Below are 16,297 nucleotides of genomic sequence, written 5' to 3'. Positions count from 1 at the left end.
GCATGACCGAGTTCGACGCGGCGACCGCCGCGGTGCAGGCCGCGCTGGACGCCGGAGCCCGGTACGCCGACGCCCGGGTGATGCACCGCCGCTACGAGTCGATGTCGGCCCGCAACGGCGAGATCGAGGAGCTGGTTCAGGACGAGAGCATCGGGTTGGGCGTACGCGCCCTGGTCGGGTCCAGCTGGGGCTTCCACGCCGTACCCGACCTCTCCGACGCCGCCGCGCGCGACGCCGGCCGGCGCGCCGCCCGCACGGCCGCCGCGAGCGCCCGGGTGCCCGGCCCGGCGGTCGACCTGGTGCCGACCGAGGTGGCGACCGCGAGCTGGGCATCGGGGTGCACGGTGGACCCGCTCGGCGTCCCGTTGTCCGGCAAGGGCGACCTGCTGGTCGGCGCGACCCGGACGATGGCCGAGCACGGCGCCGACGTGGCCGAGGGGCTCTACCAGGTCTGGGACACCGCCAAGTGGTTCGTCTCCAGCGAGGGGCACCGGATCGACCAGCGGATCCGGGAGTGCGGTGGCGGCATCTCGGCCACCTCGGTCGGCGACGGCGAGACCCAGCGCTGCTCCTATCCCAGCTACCGCGGCCAGTACGGCACCAGCGGCTGGGAGCTGGTCGACTCGCTCGACCTGGCCGGGCACGCGGCGCGGATCGCCGAGGAGTCCCGGGCGCTGCTCACCGCACCGCTCTGCCCGGCCGGCGAGACCGACCTGATCCTCGGCGGCGAGCAGCTCGCCCTGCAGATCCACGAGTCGGTCGGGCACGCCATCGAGCTGGACCGGATCCTCGGCTGGGAGGCCGCCTTCGCCGGCACCTCCTGGTTGGACCTGGTCCAGCTCGGCTCGCTGCGCTACGGCTCCGACCTGATGACGGTCACCATCGACCCGACCATCCCCGGCGCGCTGGGCAGCTTCGGCTACGACGACGAGGGCTCCCCGGCGGTGAAGCGGGACGCGGTCCGCGAGGGGCGCTGGGTGGGCGTGCTCGCCGGCCGGGACTCCGCCGCCGTCGCCGGTCTCGACCACGGCGGCAGCGTACGGGCCGACGGCTGGGCCCGGCTGCCGATGGTGCGGATGACCAACGTGGGCCTGGAACCCGGCCCGCACACCCTGGAGGAGATCATCGCCGCCACCGACGACGGCGTGCTGATGGACCTCAACCGCTCCTGGTCCATCGACGACAAGCGGCTCAACTTCCAGTTCGGCTGCGAGGTCGGCTGGGAGATCAAGAAGGGCCGGCGCGGGCGGATGCTGCGCAACCCCACCTACACCGGCATCGGCCCGCAGTTCTGGCGCTCGATGGACATGCTCTCCTCGGAGATCGTCGCCTGGGGCACGCCGAACTGCGGCAAGGGCCAGCCCGGCCAGATCGGGCACACCGGCCACCCCGCCGCGCCGGCCCGGTTCCGCAACGTCCGGGTGGGGGTGCGGGCATGACCGAGCTGGACCTCGCCGGGCAGGTGGTCGAGCTGGTCCGCCGGCTCGCCGGGCCGGATGCGCAGGCCGAGGTGGTGGTGACCCGGGCCGACCTGGCGCTGACCCGGTTCGCCAACTCGTTCATCCACCAGAACGTCGCCGAGTCCACCGTCGGCGTCCGGCTGCGGCTGCACGTGGACGGGCGGACCGCGGCCGGCAGCGGCAGCCTGGTCGACGCCGACGGGCTGCGCGCGCTGGTCGAGCGCACCCTCACCGCCGCCCGGCTCTGCCCGCCCGACCCGGCCTGGCCGGGGGTCACCCCGCCCACGCCGATGCCGGCCGCCGCCGGCTGGGACGAGTCCACCGCGTACGCCGAGCCGGACGAGCGGGCCGCCCGGGTGCGCGCGTTCGTCGACGCCATCGGCGGGCTGACCGCGGCCGGCTACTGCCGCACGGCGCACCGCGCGTCGGCGTTCGCCAACTCGGCCGGGCACGCCGCCCAGGGCCGAACCGCCGAGGTGGCGATGGACGGGATCGCCCGTGTCGGCGGCGCGGACGGGGTGGCCCGGGCCTGCGCCGACCGGCTGGCCGACGTCGACGGCGCCGAGCTGGGCGCGCGGGCCGCCGCCAAGGCCCGGGCGGCGGCCGACCCGGTGGAGCTGGCGCCCGGGCGTTACGAGGTGGTGCTCGAACCGGCCGCCGTCGCCGACCTGCTGGCGAACTTCTCCTGGTACGGGTTCAACGGCAAGCGGTACGCCGAGCGGCAGTCCTTCGCCGAGCCGGGCGCGGCCCAGTTCGACCCGGCCGTCACCCTGGTCGACGACCCGCTGGCCGGTTCCGGGCTGCCGTTCGACGTCGAGGGCACGCCCCGGCACCCGGTGACCCTGGTCGACGCCGGCACCACTGCGACCCTGGCGCACGACCGGCGCAGCGCGGCCGAGGTCGGGGCCGCCTCGACCGGGCACGCGGTCGCCGGCGGGGCGACCTGGGGCCCGATGGCCCGCAACCTGCGCCTCACCACAGGCCCCGGCGACGGTGACGCCGCGGCGGGCCGCGCGGGCGGCGCGTCCGCCGGCGACACCGGCGCGGTGGTGGACGCCGACACGGCGGCGCTGGTCGCCGGGGTGCGCCGCGGGCTGCTGGTCAGCGACCTCTGGTACACCCGGGTGCTCGACCCGAAGAGCCTGGTCGTCACCGGGCTGACCCGCAACGGGGTCTGGCTGGTCGAGGACGGCGCGGTCACCCGAGCGGTACGCGACCTGCGCTTCACCGAGTCGTACCCGCGCGCGCTCGGCCCCGGGGCGGTGCTCGGCGTGGGTCGCCGGGCGGTCCGCCTGCCGGACCGGGTCGACGGCATCTGGTGGGAGGCCCCGCCGCTGCGGCTGGCGTCCTGGAACTTCACCGGCGGCGCGTCCGGGTGAGTCGTCCCGGCGGGTCGCCGGGCCGGGCAGTGAAGTTCTTAACATCGCGACATTGATCGGCGTACGGGGCTTTCCACCAGCCAGGACACACGGGACACTGCCTTGCGCGGACGGCCCGCGGAGATCGGCGTAACGTGTGTCACTTAGCTGCGCCGGTTCGCCCGGTGTGGTCGTTGGTGTGCGCATGACGTGGCAAGCGGGTGCGGGTTCGCCGGTCCGCGTGCCGACCGGAACAGATCCGCCCGCGCGTGCGGGCCCCGTCAGGGAGACGACTCGAATGACATCAACGGCAACGAAGCCGCGGGGAGCGCGAGGCCGCGCCGCCATCGCGGCGAAGACGTTGCGCACCGACCGCTGGTGGTTCGCCCCACTGATCACCGTCGTCGGGCTCAGCGCCTGGGTCGCGTACGCGACGGTCCGGGTCTTCATGCACAAGTGGTACTGGGTCGACGAGTTCCACTACCTGACCCCGTTCTACTCCCCCTGTGTGACCGACCGCTGCCTGCCGGACGCCGCGCACTTCGGACGGTTCCTCCCCGGCTGGTGGATCATCCCGGACGCCGCGCTGACCCTGCCGTTCCTGCTGCTGTTCCGGCTCACCTGCTACTACTACCGCAAGGCGTACTACCGGTCGTTCTGGCTCTCGCCGCCGGCCTGCGCCGTGCCGGACGGGCACAAGGCGTACGGCGGGGAGACCCGGTTCCCGCTGCTCGGGCAGAACCTGCACCGCTACTTCTTCTACGCCGCCGCGATCATCTCGCTGGTCAACACCTGGGACGCGATCCTGGCCTTCCACTCGCCGAAGGGCTTCGGGTTCGGGCTGGGCAACCTCATCCTGCTCGGCAACGTGGTCATGCTCTGGGCGTACACCATCTCCTGCCACTCCTGCCGGCACATCATCGGCGGGCGGCTCAAGCACTTCTCGAAGGCTCCGCTGCGCTACCGCGCCTGGACCGGTGTGTCCTGGCTGAACGTCCGGCACATGCAGCTCGCCTGGATCACGCTCGGCACCCTGGCGCTGACCGACTTCTACGTCATGGCGGTCGCGGCCGGCTGGTTCAACGACCTGCGGTTCATCAACTAAAGGGCCCCTGGACATGACTACGACCACTCGAATCGAACGACACCACTACGACGTCGTCGTGATCGGGGCCGGCGGCGCCGGTCTGCGCGCGGCGATCGAGGCCCGGCTCGCCGGCAAGAAGACGGCGATCATCTCCAAGTCGCTGTTCGGCAAGGCGCACACGGTGATGGCCGAGGGCGGCGCCGCCGCCGCGATGGGGAACGTGAACAGCCGGGACAACTGGCAGGTGCACTTCCGCGACACCATGCGCGGCGGCAAGTTCCTCAACAACTTCCGGATGGCCGAGCTGCACGCGAAGGAGTCGCCGCAGCGGATCTGGGAGCTGGAGACGTACGGTGCGCTCTTCGACCGCACCAAGGACGGGAAGATCTCCCAGCGCAACTTCGGCGGCCACGAGTACCCGCGGCTGGCGCATGTCGGCGACCGGACCGGCCTGGAGCTGATCCGCACCCTGCAGCAGAAGATCGTCTCGCTGCAGCAGGAGGACAAGCGCGAGCACGGCTCGTACGACGCCCGGATCAAGGTCTTCTCCGAGACCACCATCACCGAGCTGCTGCTCGACGGCGACCGGGTCGCCGGCGCGTTCGGCTACTACCGGGAGTCCGGCGAGTTCGTCCTCTTCGAGGCGCCGGCCGTCGTGCTGGCCACCGGCGGCGTCGGCCGCTCCTACAAGGTCACCTCGAACTCCTGGGAGTACACCGGGGACGGGCACGCGCTGGCGCTGCGCGCCGGCGCGACGCTGATCAACATGGAGTTCCTCCAGTTCCACCCGACCGGCATGGTCTGGCCGCCCTCGGTGAAGGGCATCCTGGTCACCGAGTCGGTCCGCGGCGACGGCGGCGTGCTGAAGAACTCCGACGGCAAGCGGTTCATGTTCGACTACGTCCCCGACGTCTTCCGCAAGCAGTACGCGGAGACCGAGGAGGAGGCGGACCGCTGGTACACCGACCCGGACAACAACCGGCGTCCGCCGGAGCTGCTGCCCCGCGACGAGGTGGCCCGGGCAATCAACAGCGAGGTCAAGGCCGGCCGGGGCACCCCCGCGGGCGGCGTCTACCTGGACATCGCCTCCCGCAAGCCGGCGGAGGAGATCCGCCGCCGGCTGCCGTCGATGTACCACCAGTTCAAGGAGCTGGCCGACGTCGACATCACCAGAGAGCCGATGGAGGTCGGGCCCACCTGTCACTACGTGATGGGCGGCGTCGAGGTCGACCCGGACTCCGGGGCGGCGTTCGGCACCGTACGGGGGCTGTTCGCCGCCGGTGAGGTCTCCGGCGGTATGCACGGCTCCAACCGGCTCGGCGGTAACTCCCTGTCCGACCTGCTGGTCTTCGGCAAGCGCGCGGGCGGGCACGCCGCCTCGTACGCCGACGGGCTGGCCGCCCGGCCGAAGGTGGCCGTCGCCGCGGTGGAGGCCGCGGTGGAGACGGCGCTGGCGCCGCTGCAGCGGGATACCGGCGAGAGCCCGTACACCCTCCAGCAGGACCTCCAGGCGGTGATGGGGGATCTGGTAGGAATCATCCGCCGGGAAAGCGAGCTTGAGGACGCGTTGAGCCGGCTGGCCGAGCTGCGCGAGCGGGTGGCCAAGGTCAGCGCGGCCGGCGGCCGCCGCTACAACCCGGGCTGGCACCTGGCGCTGGACCTGCGGAACATGCTGCTGGTGTCGGAGTGCACCGCGAAGGCGGCGCTGGAGCGGCGGGAGTCGCGCGGCGGCCACACCCGGGAGGACTTCCCGGCGATGGACCCGGCGTGGCGCCGGGTCAACCTGGTCTGCTCGCTCGACGGCGACACCGTACGGCTGGAGCGCAAGCCGCTGCCGAAGATCCGCGCCGAGCTGATCCGCCTCTTCGACCGGGCGGAGCTGGCCAAGTACCTCACCGACGAGGAGCTCGCCGAGTTCGACGCCCTCGTCGTCGACGCCGAGGCCGAGGAGGCGGGCAAGTAATGGCGGAGCAGAAGTCCCCGGGGGCCGGCAAGGCCGGCACCAAGCGCCAGTTCCGCATCTGGCGCGGCGACGAGAACGGCGGCGACCTGCAGGACTACATGGTCGAGGTGAACGAGGGCGAGGTGGTCCTCGACGTGATCCACCGGCTGCAGGCCACCGACGCCCCGGACCTGGCCTGCCGGTGGAACTGCAAGGCCGGCAAGTGCGGCTCCTGCTCGATGGAGATCAACGGCAAGCCGCGGCTGAGCTGCATGACCCGGATGTCGACCTTCGAGGCGGACGAGACGGTCACGGTCACCCCGCTGCGCACCTTCCCGGTCATCCGGGACCTGGTCACCGACGTCTCGTTCAACTACGAGAAGGCCCTCGAGACGCCGGCCTTCGCGCCGCCGCCCGACCTGGCGCCCGGCGACTACCGGATGCAGCAGGTCGACGTGGAGCGCTCGCAGGAGTTCCGTAAGTGCATCGAGTGCTTCCTGTGCCAGAACGTCTGCCACGTGATCCGTGACCACGAGGAGAACAAGCCGGCCTTCTCCGGGCCGCGGTTCTTCATCCGGGCCGCGGAGCTGGACATGCACCCGCTCGACACGAAGAGCGACCGCAAGGAGTACGCACAGCAGGAGCAGGGGCTCGGCTACTGCAACATCACCAAGTGCTGCACCGAAGTCTGCCCGGAGCACATCAAGATCACGGACAACGGGATCATCCCCATGAAAGAGCGGGTCGTGGACCGCAGGTACGATCCCCTTGTGTGGCTTGGTAGCAAGATCTTCCGTCGGGGTGAGACGCCCCAGACCAGCGTGACCACCCCCCGTCCGGGCTCGGCGGCGCCCGCCGGCAGCCCCGCCGGGGTGCACTCGCACGCGGGCGGCTCGCACGACCCGCGCGCCGAGGTGCAGGCGCAGCGCGGGGTGAACTGGCACCGCGAGGTGCCGCACCCGACCGCCCCGGCGGTCGACGACCGCGGCAAGCTGCCGCTGACCGAGCTCACCTTCGACCGCGCGGCGGCCCCCTCGCCGTTCGGCGACGACGTGACCTTCCCGCTGCCCCCGGAGCACCTGAACTTCGCCCACCCGGAGCAGGACAAGCACTGAGGACCACAGCGATGACGGGGGCCGCGGCGACTGCCGCCGGCCCCCGTCCCGTTTCCGCCCGCCCGTCCGGTTCGGCGGGCGGTCAGCGCCGGGCGAGCATCGGGCGCAGCGCGGCGACGATCGGGGCGTCCGCAGGCAGCCAGGTGACGTCGTCCAACTCGGCGGCGGAGAGCCAGCGCAGCGCCGAGTGCTCCAGGGCCTGGGGGCGGTCGCCGTGCAGCAGACGGGCCGCGTACACCTTGAGCACCGAGCGCCCGTGGGCCATCCGGACGTTGCGGCCGACCCGCTCGCCGATCTCCACCCGTACGGCGAGTTCCTCGGCACACTCACGGGCCAGCGCGGCGGTCTCGCTCTCGCCCGGTTCGACCTTGCCGCCGGGGAACTCGAACATCCCCGCGACCTCGGGCGGGGCGGCGCGGGCGCAGGCCAGCACCCGCCCGTCCTCGATGATGGCCGCCCCGACGATGACCTTCAGGTCCCGTCGCTCGAACTGCCCGCCGTCGTTAGCCCGTTCGGTCCGCACGGGCGTCCAGCGTGCCAGATCAATCGGCGGTTTGGGTACCTTGGTCGACCGTCAGGCCAGGAGAACACGGAAGTGTGGGCGTGGACACACCCACCGGGCGACGACAGACTAGAGGGCACCGACAAGACACGGGACGGCGACGATTTGGCCACAAGCCGGCAACGGCGCCTGGGAGGTGCGGTGATGCGCGCGCTGTTCAGCGGTCGAGCGAAGCGCGACTACCTCAGCGACGCCCTCGCCCTGCTGAGCGGATGGATCCGCGAGGGCGAGCAGATCCGACGGACTCTCGTGATCGACGACACGCAGCACGCGGCCCTGACCGAGCGGGTCAAGGTGGTCGCCGACGCGCTGCACCTGCGGCCGGAGATCAGCCGCCGGGCCGACCAGACCCAGATCCGGGTCGGGCACGGCAACGAGCCGCTGACCGAGGGCGAAGTCCTGCTGGCCGCCCGCATCGAGGACGCCTACCGCGCGGTCACCGAGGCCTGACGTACGCTCCCCCGCCATGACGACACGGGCCGTCCTGGTGGACATCGGCGGCGTTCTGGAGATCACCCCTTCGCTCGGCGTGACCGAGCGGTGGGAGGCGACCCTGGGCCTGCGTCCCGGCGAACTGGACGAGCGCGCCGTCGACGTCTGGGCTGCCGGGGCCATCGGCGAGATCACCCTGGACGAGGTGCACGCGAGGGGTACGGCTTCGCCGACCTGACCGACGTGCTCGTCTACTCCCACGAGGTCGGCCTGTCGAAGCCGGACCCGCACATCTACCTGCTGGCCTGCGACCGGCTGGGCGTACCGCCCGAGCATGCGCTGTTCCTGGACGACTTCCCGCCGGCGGTGGACGGCGCCCGCGCCGTCGGGATGCACGCCGTGCTGCTCGGGCCGAACGCGCAGGCCATCGCAGACATCGAGGGGTGGCTGAGAGAAGGCTGAGGTCTCCGTGAAAGGTGCGTGGGTATCAATTCGTCGCGGCTACGCCTGCCGGCCACGCGGTGCCACCAATGCCCACCGTCGAGACCGAGCAGGCCGACCCGGGCAGCGTGGTCGAGGTGCCGACGCGGCGGAAGATCGACTTTAAGTTTTGCTTATGGATCTGCTGTTTGATCAGCAAGATCGGTACCTTGCCCGGATGCGACACATCGGAACCGTGATCGCCGCAGCCGTCGTGGGTCCGCTGTCCTGGATCCTGTTCGCCCTCGGCCAGTCCCGGTCGGCGCAGGCGTTCGCGAACGCAGAGGACGGCGGTTCGCTGGACAGCGGCGACTTCGTTAGACCGGCGCTGGTGCTGGCCGGCGCGGGGATCCTGCTCGGGCTCATCGCCACGCTCCGGTTCTCCCCGCTGGGCGCGGGGTTGACCGGGCTGGTCTACTCGGCCAGCTACCTGGGCCTGCTGATCAGCCCGACCGGGGTGATGAACCTGCTCGACCACGAGCTGACCGTGATGGGCCACCAGGTCGACCTGGCCGCCCCCGTACGCACCGGGACGACGCTGCTGGTTGGCTCGCTGCTGCTCGTCGGAGTGGTGAGCATCCGCCGCTGGCAGCGCTGGCCACAGCCGGCCGCCGCCGAGGCGCCCGCGGCGCTGGTGCCGGACGAGGTGATCCCGCCCCTGCCGCGACGGGATCATCCACTGGGCGCGGACGGCCTCGGCCTGGGCAACCCACGCGAGACGCCGGAGCCGGAGCCGGTCCGCACCGGCGGTCCGGACTGGGCCGGCCGCTCGGACTGGGCCGGCCTGGTGGCGGACGGCTCCGGGGACCGGCCCGGGCGGTCGCCCGACTGGACCCGCCAGCCGTCGCGCTGAACAACCGGGTGTTCCGGTGGGGCATGCGCGGGCATGCCCCACAGGAACCCCGAGCGACGGGCACGTCATGTCCGGTGGACCCGCGACGGGTCGGGCCCGGTCGGGCATACCCGGCTCGGCGCGCCGGCGTGGACCCGCCGGCTCAGTCCGCGTCCTGCGGGTACCAGCGCAGCTCGACGGAGTTGCCGTCCGGGTCCCGCACGTAGATCGAGGTCGCGCTCCCCCGCGCCCCGAACCGGCCGACCGGACCCTCCAGCACCGTGAAGGCACCGGACTCGATCACTTCCGCCCAGTCGAGCGGCGCGACCACCAGGCAGAAGTGGTCGACGTTCGACTCGCCGCGCGGCCGGTGGACCAGGTCGACGATGGTCTCCGGGCTGACCCGTACCGAGGGGAACGGCACCGTGCCGGCCCGCCACTCGTCCACCCGGACCGGAGCCAGCCCGAGCACCCCGCAGTAGAAGTCCAGGGAGCGCTCGACGTCGGTCACGTTGAGCACCAGATGGTCGAAGCCCGTCACCCGCACCGCGCTCACCTCGCCTCCAGCCCGTACGCCTGGCGCAGCCAGTCGGTGAACAGGGCCGGGTCGACGTCGGCGAGAGCGCGCAGCTTCACCGAGGCCATCTGCCGGGCGCCCGGGGCCAGCCGCCCGGACGGGTCGTCGACCTCCTGCCCCCGCCACAGGCCGAAGGTGACGTACCCGCCGTACGCCTTGACCAGGCAGACCGGGCGCTGGCCCGGCTTCTCCCCCAGGCCCCAGACCGGGTGGCCGTGCCACATCGCGCCGGTCGCGCCCGGCAGGGCCGACTCGATGACCGGGCGGAGCTTCTCGCCGATCTCCCGCAGCGGGCCGTCCAGGCCGGCCAGGTAGTCGGTGACTGTCGTCGTCGTCATGCCCTTCACGATCCGCCGGCGCGCGACGGCGACCAAGCCATGATCGGGCTACGATCGTTGATCCTGGTTCAACGATGGGACGTGACGTGCTCGAACGGTACGAGCTGGAGACCTTCCTGACCCTCGCCGACCAACTGCACTTCGGCCGCACGGCCGAGCGGCTCGGGGTGACCACCGGCCGGGTCAGCCACGTGGTCAAGAAGCTGGAACGCCGGATCGGCGCCCCGCTCTTCGCGCGGACCAGCCGGGTCGTCCAGCTCACCCCGATCGGCCGGCAACTCGCCGACGGCCTCGCCCCGCTGGTCGCCGGCATGGACGAGGCGGTACGCCGGGCGGTCGACGCCGGGCGCGGCGTCACCGGGCGGCTGCGGGTGGCCTTCCTCGGCGAGTGGACCGCCCCGGTGCTGCTCAAGGCGGTCGCCCTGTTCACCGAGCGGCACCCGGAATGCCAGGTCGAGGTGCACGAGGTGCAGCTCTACAACTCGCGGCCGAGCCTGGTGGACGGCTCGATCGACCTGCTCATCGCGGCGTACCCGTTCGACGGCATGGCCTGCGGCCCGCCGCTGCTGACCGAGAACCGGGTGCTCGCGGTGCCGGCCGGGCACCCGCTGACCCGCGCGGCGTCGGTCTCCCTGGAGGTCCTCGCCGACCATCCGGTGGTGCAGTACCCGGCGGTGACCTCGGCGGAGTTCAAGCGCGACCGCACCCCGGAGCAGACCCCGTCCGGCCGGCCGGTGCCGAAGGGCCCCACCGGCAACACCTTCTCGGAGATGCTGACCCTGGTGGCGATGGGCCAGGGCGTGCTGCCGGTCGGCGAGCACACCCGGCACTACTACCCCCGCCCGGATCTCGCCTACGTGCCGATCCACGACGCGCCGCCGATCCAGCGCGGCCTGGTCTGGCGGGCGGCCAACACCACGGCCCGGGTCCGCGAGTTCGTCCGGGCGGCGACCGACGCGAACGCCGGCTGACACGCCGGCCGCGCCGGGGTCGTGCTGACCCGCCACCGGCTGGCATGATCCGCCCCGATGAGACACGGCGAGTTCCGCCATCCCCGGCTGGTGGCGGTCTACGACGCGGAGTGCCCCTGGTCGCGCGACGACGACTACTTCCTCGCCGTGGTCGACGAGACGCCCGCCGCCCGGGTCCTCGACCTCGGCTGCGGGACCGGCCGGCTCACCCTCGCCCTGGCCGCCGCCGGGCACCCGGTCACCGGCGTCGACCCGGCGGGCCCGTCGCTGGCCGCCGCCCGCGCCAAGCCGGGCGCCGAGCGGGTGACCTGGATCGAGGGCACCTCTGCGGTGCTGCCGAGGCGGGCGTTCGACGTGGCGGTGATGACCAGCCACGTGGCGCAGTACTTCGTGGACGACGCCGGGTGGGCGGACACCCTCGCCGACCTGCGCCGGGCGCTGGTGCCCGGCGGCCGGCTGGTCTTCGATGCGCGGGACCCGGCCGACCGGCGGTGGGACCGGTGGAACCCGGTCGACTCCCGGCGCCGGATCACGCTGGCGGACGGCAGCGTGGTGCGCGCCTGGACGGAGGTCACCGCGGTGGCGGGCGGCGCGGTGAGCTTCGTCCACCACTACCTCTTCCCCGACGGTGCCGAGCTGCTCAGCTCGGCCACGCTGCGGTTCCGCACCGAGCAGGAGCTGCGCGGCTCGCTGCGCGCCGCCGGGTTCACCGTCGAGCGGATCCACGGCGGCTGGCGCGGAGAGCCGGTGGGGCAGGGCGACGGCGAGTTCGTCGTCCTCGCCCTCGTCGACGACGATCTTGCAGGTGGCGCGCCGGGCCTACCGTGAGGGCATGGCGAACGCGACCTATGACCGCAAGGAGCAGTTCCAGCAGATCCAGAGCGGCCTGCTCGACGGAGAACAGATCATCGCCGTCTACGACGCGGTCGGCACCGGCACCGGGTTCATCGGGCTGACCGACCGGCGCGTGATCATCCAGGACCGCTCCTTCATCGGCAAGCGGTACGCCATCACCAGCATCCCGTACTCGAAGATCACCAGCGTGAGCGTGGTGAGCAACAAGTCGTGGGGCGGGTCGTTCTTCTCCACCGGCGCCATCGCCATCCACGTCGGCACGCACACCTACGAGGTGGAGTTCCGCGGTGCCCAGAAGAGCCACCACGTGCACAACGTGATCCTGCACTACATCAGCTGACAAGGGCGTACGCCCGGCCCGGTGTGCGGCGGCGTTCCGGGCCGGGCGAGCGGATCCGCCCGGGATCAGACGGTGCTCGGCCGGCCCGGGTCGAAGACTTCGTTCACCGCCGCCCAGTCGAGCGCCTGGAGCAGTGCGTCGGTGCCGAGGGTCAGCTTCAGGTCGATCTCGGCCGGGTGCAGTGGCACGAGGGCGAGCAGGGAGATCCGCCGTCCGTCGTCGGTCGTGACGATGCGCGCCTCCGGCGCGCAGCGGACCATCGGCGTGACCACGGTGGCCACGAAGGGCAGCTCCGGGGCGTACGGCAGGGCCGGGTCCCCGTTCGGGACCGAGTGCCACTCCCCGATCCAGGTGCGGTACTCGTGCGGCAGGCGCGCCACCGTCTTCAACAGCCGGATCGGCCAGTACGCACGCTCGTCCCCGAACGCCTCCTGCGACAGCGGCCAGTCCGCCGGCAGGCACATCGTCAGCTCCGCGTACGGGCTGACGTCGGCCTGGGCCGGCACCGTCATCGGCAGGTCGCTCATGCCCGACGTGACGAGGGTGACCCACGGCCGATCCCCGGTCGGCTCGACCACGTGCACGTCGATGTGGACCAGATCGGAGGCCAACTCGTGCCACACGAACGAGATCGGCCCGAAGTGCCCCTCGATGTGCCGCTCGATCGCCTCCGCCGTGCCCGGCTCGCCGGCCACGGCCGGCTCCCAGGGCCGCTCGCGCGGCGGGTGGCGGAGGATTTCGGAGCCGCGGGGGCCCGGCGCGGATGACGATCCCATGCGGGTGAGCGTAGGGGCCGAGCGGCCGCCTGTCCGACCCGGCCGCGGCCTCACGTCCGGCGCTGGACCAGCTCGATCGGGTTCTCGTCGAGGTCCGCGACCCAGGCCACCCGCAGGCTGCCCAGCCAGTCGTGCGGCTCGGAAAGGGCCCGCGCGCCGGCCGCGATCAACCGGGCGTACGCCTTGTCGGTGTCGTCGGTCCAGAGCACGATCTCCATGCCCCGACCGGGCTTGCCGAGATCGAGGTCCAGCCCGTGGTCCGCCACTGCGGAGGCGACGGAGGCGATACCGATCTTGAACCCGTCGAGCACCAGTTCGACGTGGATCGGCGTCCCCTCGCGCGGCGTCCGGAACGTCTCGGCGAACCCCAACGCACGGTAGAACTCGACCGCCCGGACCACGTCCTGCGAATAGATGTTGACCTGTGGACTGGTGAACATGCTCGGACCCTAGCCGGGGGATCCGTCCGGCAGGAATACCGGCCGGCTCGGCGGGAAGCCTCTGCCCCGCTGTCGGGCGCCGCCAGCGCACGGCACAGGCCGGACGGGAGCGGATCCGCCGACCCTGCGAGGGGAGCACGACATGACCGACCAGCCGGACCGCTACCGGCAGGCGCTCGACACCGCGGAACAGCTGCTCGGCGCGCCCCTCGTCCTGCCGCTCGGGCGGGGCGAGCCGGCCGTCGGGGAGGACTTCCGGCGACTCGCCACCCTGCACACGTTCGGCGACTCCTGGCCGCGACCGGGGCTGGACACCCGCAGCCGGGCCCTCGTCTCGGTCACCGTCGCCGCCACCCTGGGCACTCACGAGCCGCTCCGGGGGCAGCTCCGGATCGCGCTGGCGTCCGGCGTCAGCAAGGAGGAGATCGTGGAACTCTTCATCCACCTGGCGGCGTACGCCGGCGCGGCACGGGCCTTCGACAGCTACCAGATCGCGGTCGCGGTCTTCGGCGAGACGCCCTGAGCCTCGACCTCGCACACCAGAAGCGCGACCCGCCGCTGGTCTGCCCGAGAGCCGAGGGGCGTACGTTGGGAGCAGCGAGGGGGTGCCCGCGATGATCCCGACCCTGATCCTCTTCGGCCTGGTGGCCGGGCGCTGGTGGCGCTCGTCGCTGACCACTGCCGCGCTGGTCTGGCCCGGACTGCTGGTCGCCGCGGACGTGCTGCCGGTGGGGCCGGGACTGCTCGGCGCGTCCGGGCTCGCCGTGGCCAACACCGCGGTCGGCGTACTGGTCCATCAGGGCGTGCGGTGGATGATCCGGAAACTGTCCCGTGCCGAATCCGCACCCGGTGCCAGACCAGGGGCCAACGCATGACGGAACAGGTCACCGCACGGCAGTTCCACTTCTCGACCGGGGTCGCGGACTGGCGGGTCGCGGACGGCGGGGCCTGTGCCTACTTCCGCACCGGTTCGTTCGCCACCGGTGCCCGCTTCGTGCAGGCCGTCGCCGAGCTTCCCGGCCTGGACGAGCACGCCCCCGACGTCGACCTGCGACCGGACGGCGTCTTCGTGCGCCTGTTCACCACCGCCCCCGGTCCGGACGGGCTCAGCAGCCGGGACGTCGAACTCGCCCGGCTCATCTCCGCCGCGGCGGAGCAGCTCGGACTGGTGGCCGAACCGGCCGAGGTGCAGAACGTCGTGGTCGTCATCGACGCGCTCGACATCCCGCGGGTGGTTCCGTTCTGGCGTGCCGTGCTCGGCTATGCCGACCGGGGCGACGGTGGTCCCGTCGAGGAGCTGAACGACAGGCACCGCCGCAAGCCCGTCGTCTGCTTCCAACAGATGGATGCGCCCCGCCCGCAACGCAACCGGATCCATCTCGACGTCTGGCTGCCGCACGACGAGGCCGAGGCACGGGTCACCGCCGCGGTCGGCGCCGGTGGCCGGGTCGTCAGCGACGCGATGGCCCCGTCCTGGTGGGTGCTGGCCGATCCCGAGGGAAACGAGGTGTGCGTCGCCACCTGGATCGGCACCGACGGCCTCGGCTACCCGTAGCCTTCGGCCGAGCTACGGGTAGCGGCCGGGACGCCACCCCCGACGGACGGCTCGCCGATCGCCTGACCAGCCGCCGGAGCTCGATTAGCCTGGTGACGACGATCGACTCCGCCGCCGTCCGGCACCCGGCCTCCTTCGACCCCAAGCTGGATGGTCGCCTCGGCCCTGCTCGAATCTCGCGGCGGTCGCCCCTGACCCCTGTCCGGCGGGGGCGAACCATGGGCCGGGGGCGGCCCGTTACAACGGAGGATTCCATGAGCGACACGCCATCCGACGTCACCGTGGCCCTGGTGCACGGCGCCTTCGCCGACAGCTCCAGCTGGAACGGTGTCGTCGAGCGCCTGCTGGCCGCCGGCCTGCCCACCACCGCGATCCCCAACCCGCTGCGCAGCCTCTCCGCGGACGCCGCGTACGTCGCCAGCGCGATCCGGCAGATTCCCGGCCGGGTCCTCGCGGTCGGTCACTCCTACGGCGGGGCGGTCATCACCAACGCCGTCTCCCAGGTCGACAACGTCGTCGGCCTGGTCTACGTGGCCGCGTTCGCCCCGGACGATGGTGAGAGCCTGATGGACATCGAACAGGGCTCCAAGGACAGTGTTCTGGTCACCGCGCTGCAGGAGTTGCAGTACCCGACGGCCGACGGCACCCAGGTCGAGCTCCGCATCGACCCCGCCAAGTTCCACGACGCGTTCGCCAAGGACGTCCCGGAGAAGGACGCCGCCGTCATGGCCGCCACCCAGCGCGCGATCTCCAATCTGGGGTTCGGGGAGAAGTCCGGACCGCCCGCCTGGAAGAACCTGCCCGCCTGGGCCGTCGTACCGACCGGCGACAAGGCGGCCGGCACGGATGTCCTCCGCTCGATGGCTCAGCGGGCGAAGGCCACCATCACCGAAGCCGACGGCTCCCACGTCATCATGATCAGCCAGCCGCAGCTGGTCACCGATGTGATCATGCAGGCCCTGGCCGGGGTGGCGGCCCGCTGATCTGGTCGCCCGGACAGCCTGGGTGGGCAGGTCGGTGGCCGGGTTCAGACGTTGAAGCGGAACATAGAGCCGCTGACCCGCCACCAGCGTGAACGGCCGGCGACACCTGCTCACACGGCGTCTCGGGCTGCCATCGTTGGTGGCTGGTTGACGACGTTTGACAGTGTCTTGTGCCCCCTGTGTTCCCCACACTG

The 16,297-nt window shown here is 72.2% G+C and carries 22 protein-coding genes; 16 read left to right on the top strand and 6 right to left on the bottom strand.

The features are described 5' to 3' along the window. The first annotated feature begins 2 nt into the window (after positions 1-2). The 5 genes from ACVCAH_RS03025 (at position 3) to ACVCAH_RS03005 (ending at position 6,962) form a co-directional block, all read left to right on the top strand. Positions 3-1,439 (top strand): TldD/PmbA family protein, encoded by a 1,437-nt coding sequence (locus ACVCAH_RS03025; RefSeq protein WP_447134493.1) that lies wholly within the window; start codon positions 3-5, stop codon positions 1,437-1,439. Beyond that, a complete protein-coding gene (locus tag ACVCAH_RS03020) occupies positions 1,436-2,839 on the top strand; it encodes a TldD/PmbA family protein (protein WP_447134492.1) in 1,404 nt (467 codons plus the stop codon). The genes ACVCAH_RS03025 and ACVCAH_RS03020 overlap by 4 nt, the downstream gene beginning before the upstream one ends. A gap of 277 nt (positions 2,840-3,116) precedes the next feature. Beyond that, a complete protein-coding gene (locus ACVCAH_RS03015) occupies positions 3,117-3,923 on the top strand; it encodes a hypothetical protein (RefSeq protein ID WP_447134491.1) in 807 nt (268 codons plus the stop codon). Between the two features lie 13 nt (positions 3,924-3,936). Then, on the top strand, positions 3,937-5,868 hold the full coding sequence (locus tag ACVCAH_RS03010; protein ID WP_447134490.1) for a fumarate reductase/succinate dehydrogenase flavoprotein subunit: 1,932 nt from the start codon (positions 3,937-3,939) through the stop codon (positions 5,866-5,868). Next, entirely contained in the window at positions 5,868-6,962 is a 1,095-nt protein-coding gene (locus tag ACVCAH_RS03005; protein ID WP_447134489.1) for a succinate dehydrogenase/fumarate reductase iron-sulfur subunit, read from the top strand. Before ACVCAH_RS03010 ends, ACVCAH_RS03005 begins: the two co-directional genes overlap by 1 nt. An 82-nt stretch (positions 6,963-7,044) precedes the next feature. On the opposite strand, the gene ACVCAH_RS03000 is transcribed toward ACVCAH_RS03005, so the two are convergent. After that, positions 7,045-7,485: a (deoxy)nucleoside triphosphate pyrophosphohydrolase gene (locus ACVCAH_RS03000; protein ID WP_447134488.1), complete on the bottom strand. Its 441-nt coding sequence runs from the start codon at positions 7,483-7,485 to the stop codon at positions 7,045-7,047. A gap of 183 nt (positions 7,486-7,668) precedes the next feature. On the opposite strand from ACVCAH_RS03000, the gene ACVCAH_RS02995 reads away from it, so the two are divergent. From ACVCAH_RS02995 to ACVCAH_RS02985, 3 genes are read left to right on the top strand one after another with little or no spacing between them, the layout of a single operon-like run. Then, positions 7,669-7,974, top strand: a complete 306-nt coding sequence (locus ACVCAH_RS02995; protein WP_447134487.1) for a 4a-hydroxytetrahydrobiopterin dehydratase — start codon at positions 7,669-7,671, stop codon at positions 7,972-7,974. 16 nt (positions 7,975-7,990) lie between these two features. Beyond that, on the top strand, positions 7,991-8,194 hold the full coding sequence (locus tag ACVCAH_RS02990; protein ID WP_447134486.1) for a hypothetical protein: 204 nt from the start codon (positions 7,991-7,993) through the stop codon (positions 8,192-8,194). A 5-nt stretch (positions 8,195-8,199) separates the two neighbouring features. Further along, on the top strand, positions 8,200-8,418 hold the full coding sequence (locus ACVCAH_RS02985; protein ID WP_447134485.1) for an HAD-IA family hydrolase: 219 nt from the start codon (positions 8,200-8,202) through the stop codon (positions 8,416-8,418). Between the two features lie 25 nt (positions 8,419-8,443). Here the strand turns inward: ACVCAH_RS02985 and ACVCAH_RS02980 are convergent, their stop codons facing one another. Continuing rightward, entirely contained in the window at positions 8,444-8,596 is a 153-nt protein-coding gene (locus ACVCAH_RS02980) for a hypothetical protein (protein ID WP_447134484.1), read from the bottom strand. Between the two features lie 18 nt (positions 8,597-8,614). Between ACVCAH_RS02980 and ACVCAH_RS02975 the strand changes: the two genes are divergently transcribed. Continuing rightward, positions 8,615-9,289, top strand: a complete 675-nt coding sequence (locus ACVCAH_RS02975; RefSeq protein ID WP_447134483.1) for a hypothetical protein — start codon at positions 8,615-8,617, stop codon at positions 9,287-9,289. 142 nt (positions 9,290-9,431) lie between these two features. On the opposite strand, the gene ACVCAH_RS02970 is transcribed toward ACVCAH_RS02975, so the two are convergent. Continuing rightward, on the bottom strand, positions 9,432-9,824 hold the full coding sequence (locus ACVCAH_RS02970; protein ID WP_447134482.1) for a VOC family protein: 393 nt from the start codon (positions 9,822-9,824) through the stop codon (positions 9,432-9,434). Then, positions 9,821-10,183 carry a DUF1801 domain-containing protein gene (locus tag ACVCAH_RS02965; RefSeq protein ID WP_447134481.1) on the bottom strand — a complete coding sequence of 121 codons (363 nt, stop codon included), beginning with the start codon at positions 10,181-10,183 and terminating at the stop codon, positions 9,821-9,823. Before ACVCAH_RS02965 ends, ACVCAH_RS02970 begins: the two co-directional genes overlap by 4 nt. An 86-nt stretch (positions 10,184-10,269) precedes the next feature. Here ACVCAH_RS02965 and ACVCAH_RS02960 point away from each other — a divergent pair, with 86 nt between their 5' ends. Genes ACVCAH_RS02960 through ACVCAH_RS02950 form a run of 3 tightly spaced genes read left to right on the top strand, consistent with a single transcriptional unit; the run spans position 10,270 to position 12,349 of the window. After that, the gene (locus tag ACVCAH_RS02960) at positions 10,270-11,154 is read left to right on the top strand and encodes a LysR family transcriptional regulator (RefSeq protein ID WP_447134709.1); all 885 of its coding nucleotides are present in this window, start codon (positions 10,270-10,272) and stop codon (positions 11,152-11,154) included. 57 nt (positions 11,155-11,211) lie between these two features. Next, a complete protein-coding gene (locus ACVCAH_RS02955) occupies positions 11,212-11,982 on the top strand; it encodes a class I SAM-dependent methyltransferase (protein ID WP_447134480.1) in 771 nt (256 codons plus the stop codon). A 4-nt stretch (positions 11,983-11,986) separates the two neighbouring features. Further along, positions 11,987-12,349, top strand: a complete 363-nt coding sequence (locus tag ACVCAH_RS02950) for a PH domain-containing protein (protein WP_167179686.1) — start codon at positions 11,987-11,989, stop codon at positions 12,347-12,349. 65 nt (positions 12,350-12,414) lie between these two features. Here the strand turns inward: ACVCAH_RS02950 and ACVCAH_RS02945 are convergent, their stop codons facing one another. Then, positions 12,415-13,125, bottom strand: a complete 711-nt coding sequence (locus tag ACVCAH_RS02945; RefSeq protein ID WP_447134479.1) for a suppressor of fused domain protein — start codon at positions 13,123-13,125, stop codon at positions 12,415-12,417. 50 nt (positions 13,126-13,175) lie between these two features. After that, positions 13,176-13,565, bottom strand: coding sequence for a VOC family protein (locus ACVCAH_RS02940; protein ID WP_447134478.1), 390 nt, complete (start codon positions 13,563-13,565; stop codon positions 13,176-13,178). 142 nt (positions 13,566-13,707) lie between these two features. On the opposite strand from ACVCAH_RS02940, the gene ACVCAH_RS02935 reads away from it, so the two are divergent. The 4 genes from ACVCAH_RS02935 to ACVCAH_RS02920 all read left to right on the top strand — a co-directional run bounded on the left by ACVCAH_RS02935 (position 13,708) and on the right by ACVCAH_RS02920 (position 16,103). Then, positions 13,708-14,088, top strand: coding sequence for a carboxymuconolactone decarboxylase family protein (locus tag ACVCAH_RS02935; RefSeq protein ID WP_447134477.1), 381 nt, complete (start codon positions 13,708-13,710; stop codon positions 14,086-14,088). A gap of 91 nt (positions 14,089-14,179) precedes the next feature. Next, positions 14,180-14,440 carry a hypothetical protein gene (locus ACVCAH_RS02930; protein WP_447134476.1) on the top strand — a complete coding sequence of 87 codons (261 nt, stop codon included), beginning with the start codon at positions 14,180-14,182 and terminating at the stop codon, positions 14,438-14,440. Beyond that, positions 14,437-15,120 (top strand): VOC family protein, encoded by a 684-nt coding sequence (locus tag ACVCAH_RS02925; RefSeq protein ID WP_447134475.1) that lies wholly within the window; start codon positions 14,437-14,439, stop codon positions 15,118-15,120. The genes ACVCAH_RS02930 and ACVCAH_RS02925 overlap by 4 nt, the downstream gene beginning before the upstream one ends. A gap of 254 nt (positions 15,121-15,374) precedes the next feature. Further along, on the top strand, positions 15,375-16,103 hold the full coding sequence (locus ACVCAH_RS02920; protein ID WP_447134474.1) for an alpha/beta fold hydrolase: 729 nt from the start codon (positions 15,375-15,377) through the stop codon (positions 16,101-16,103). The last annotated feature ends 194 nt before the right edge of the window (positions 16,104-16,297 follow it).

The sequence above is a fragment of the Micromonospora sp. LZ34 genome, assembly GCF_052981855.1.
This window is presented reverse-complemented; position numbering and strand designations above follow the sequence as displayed.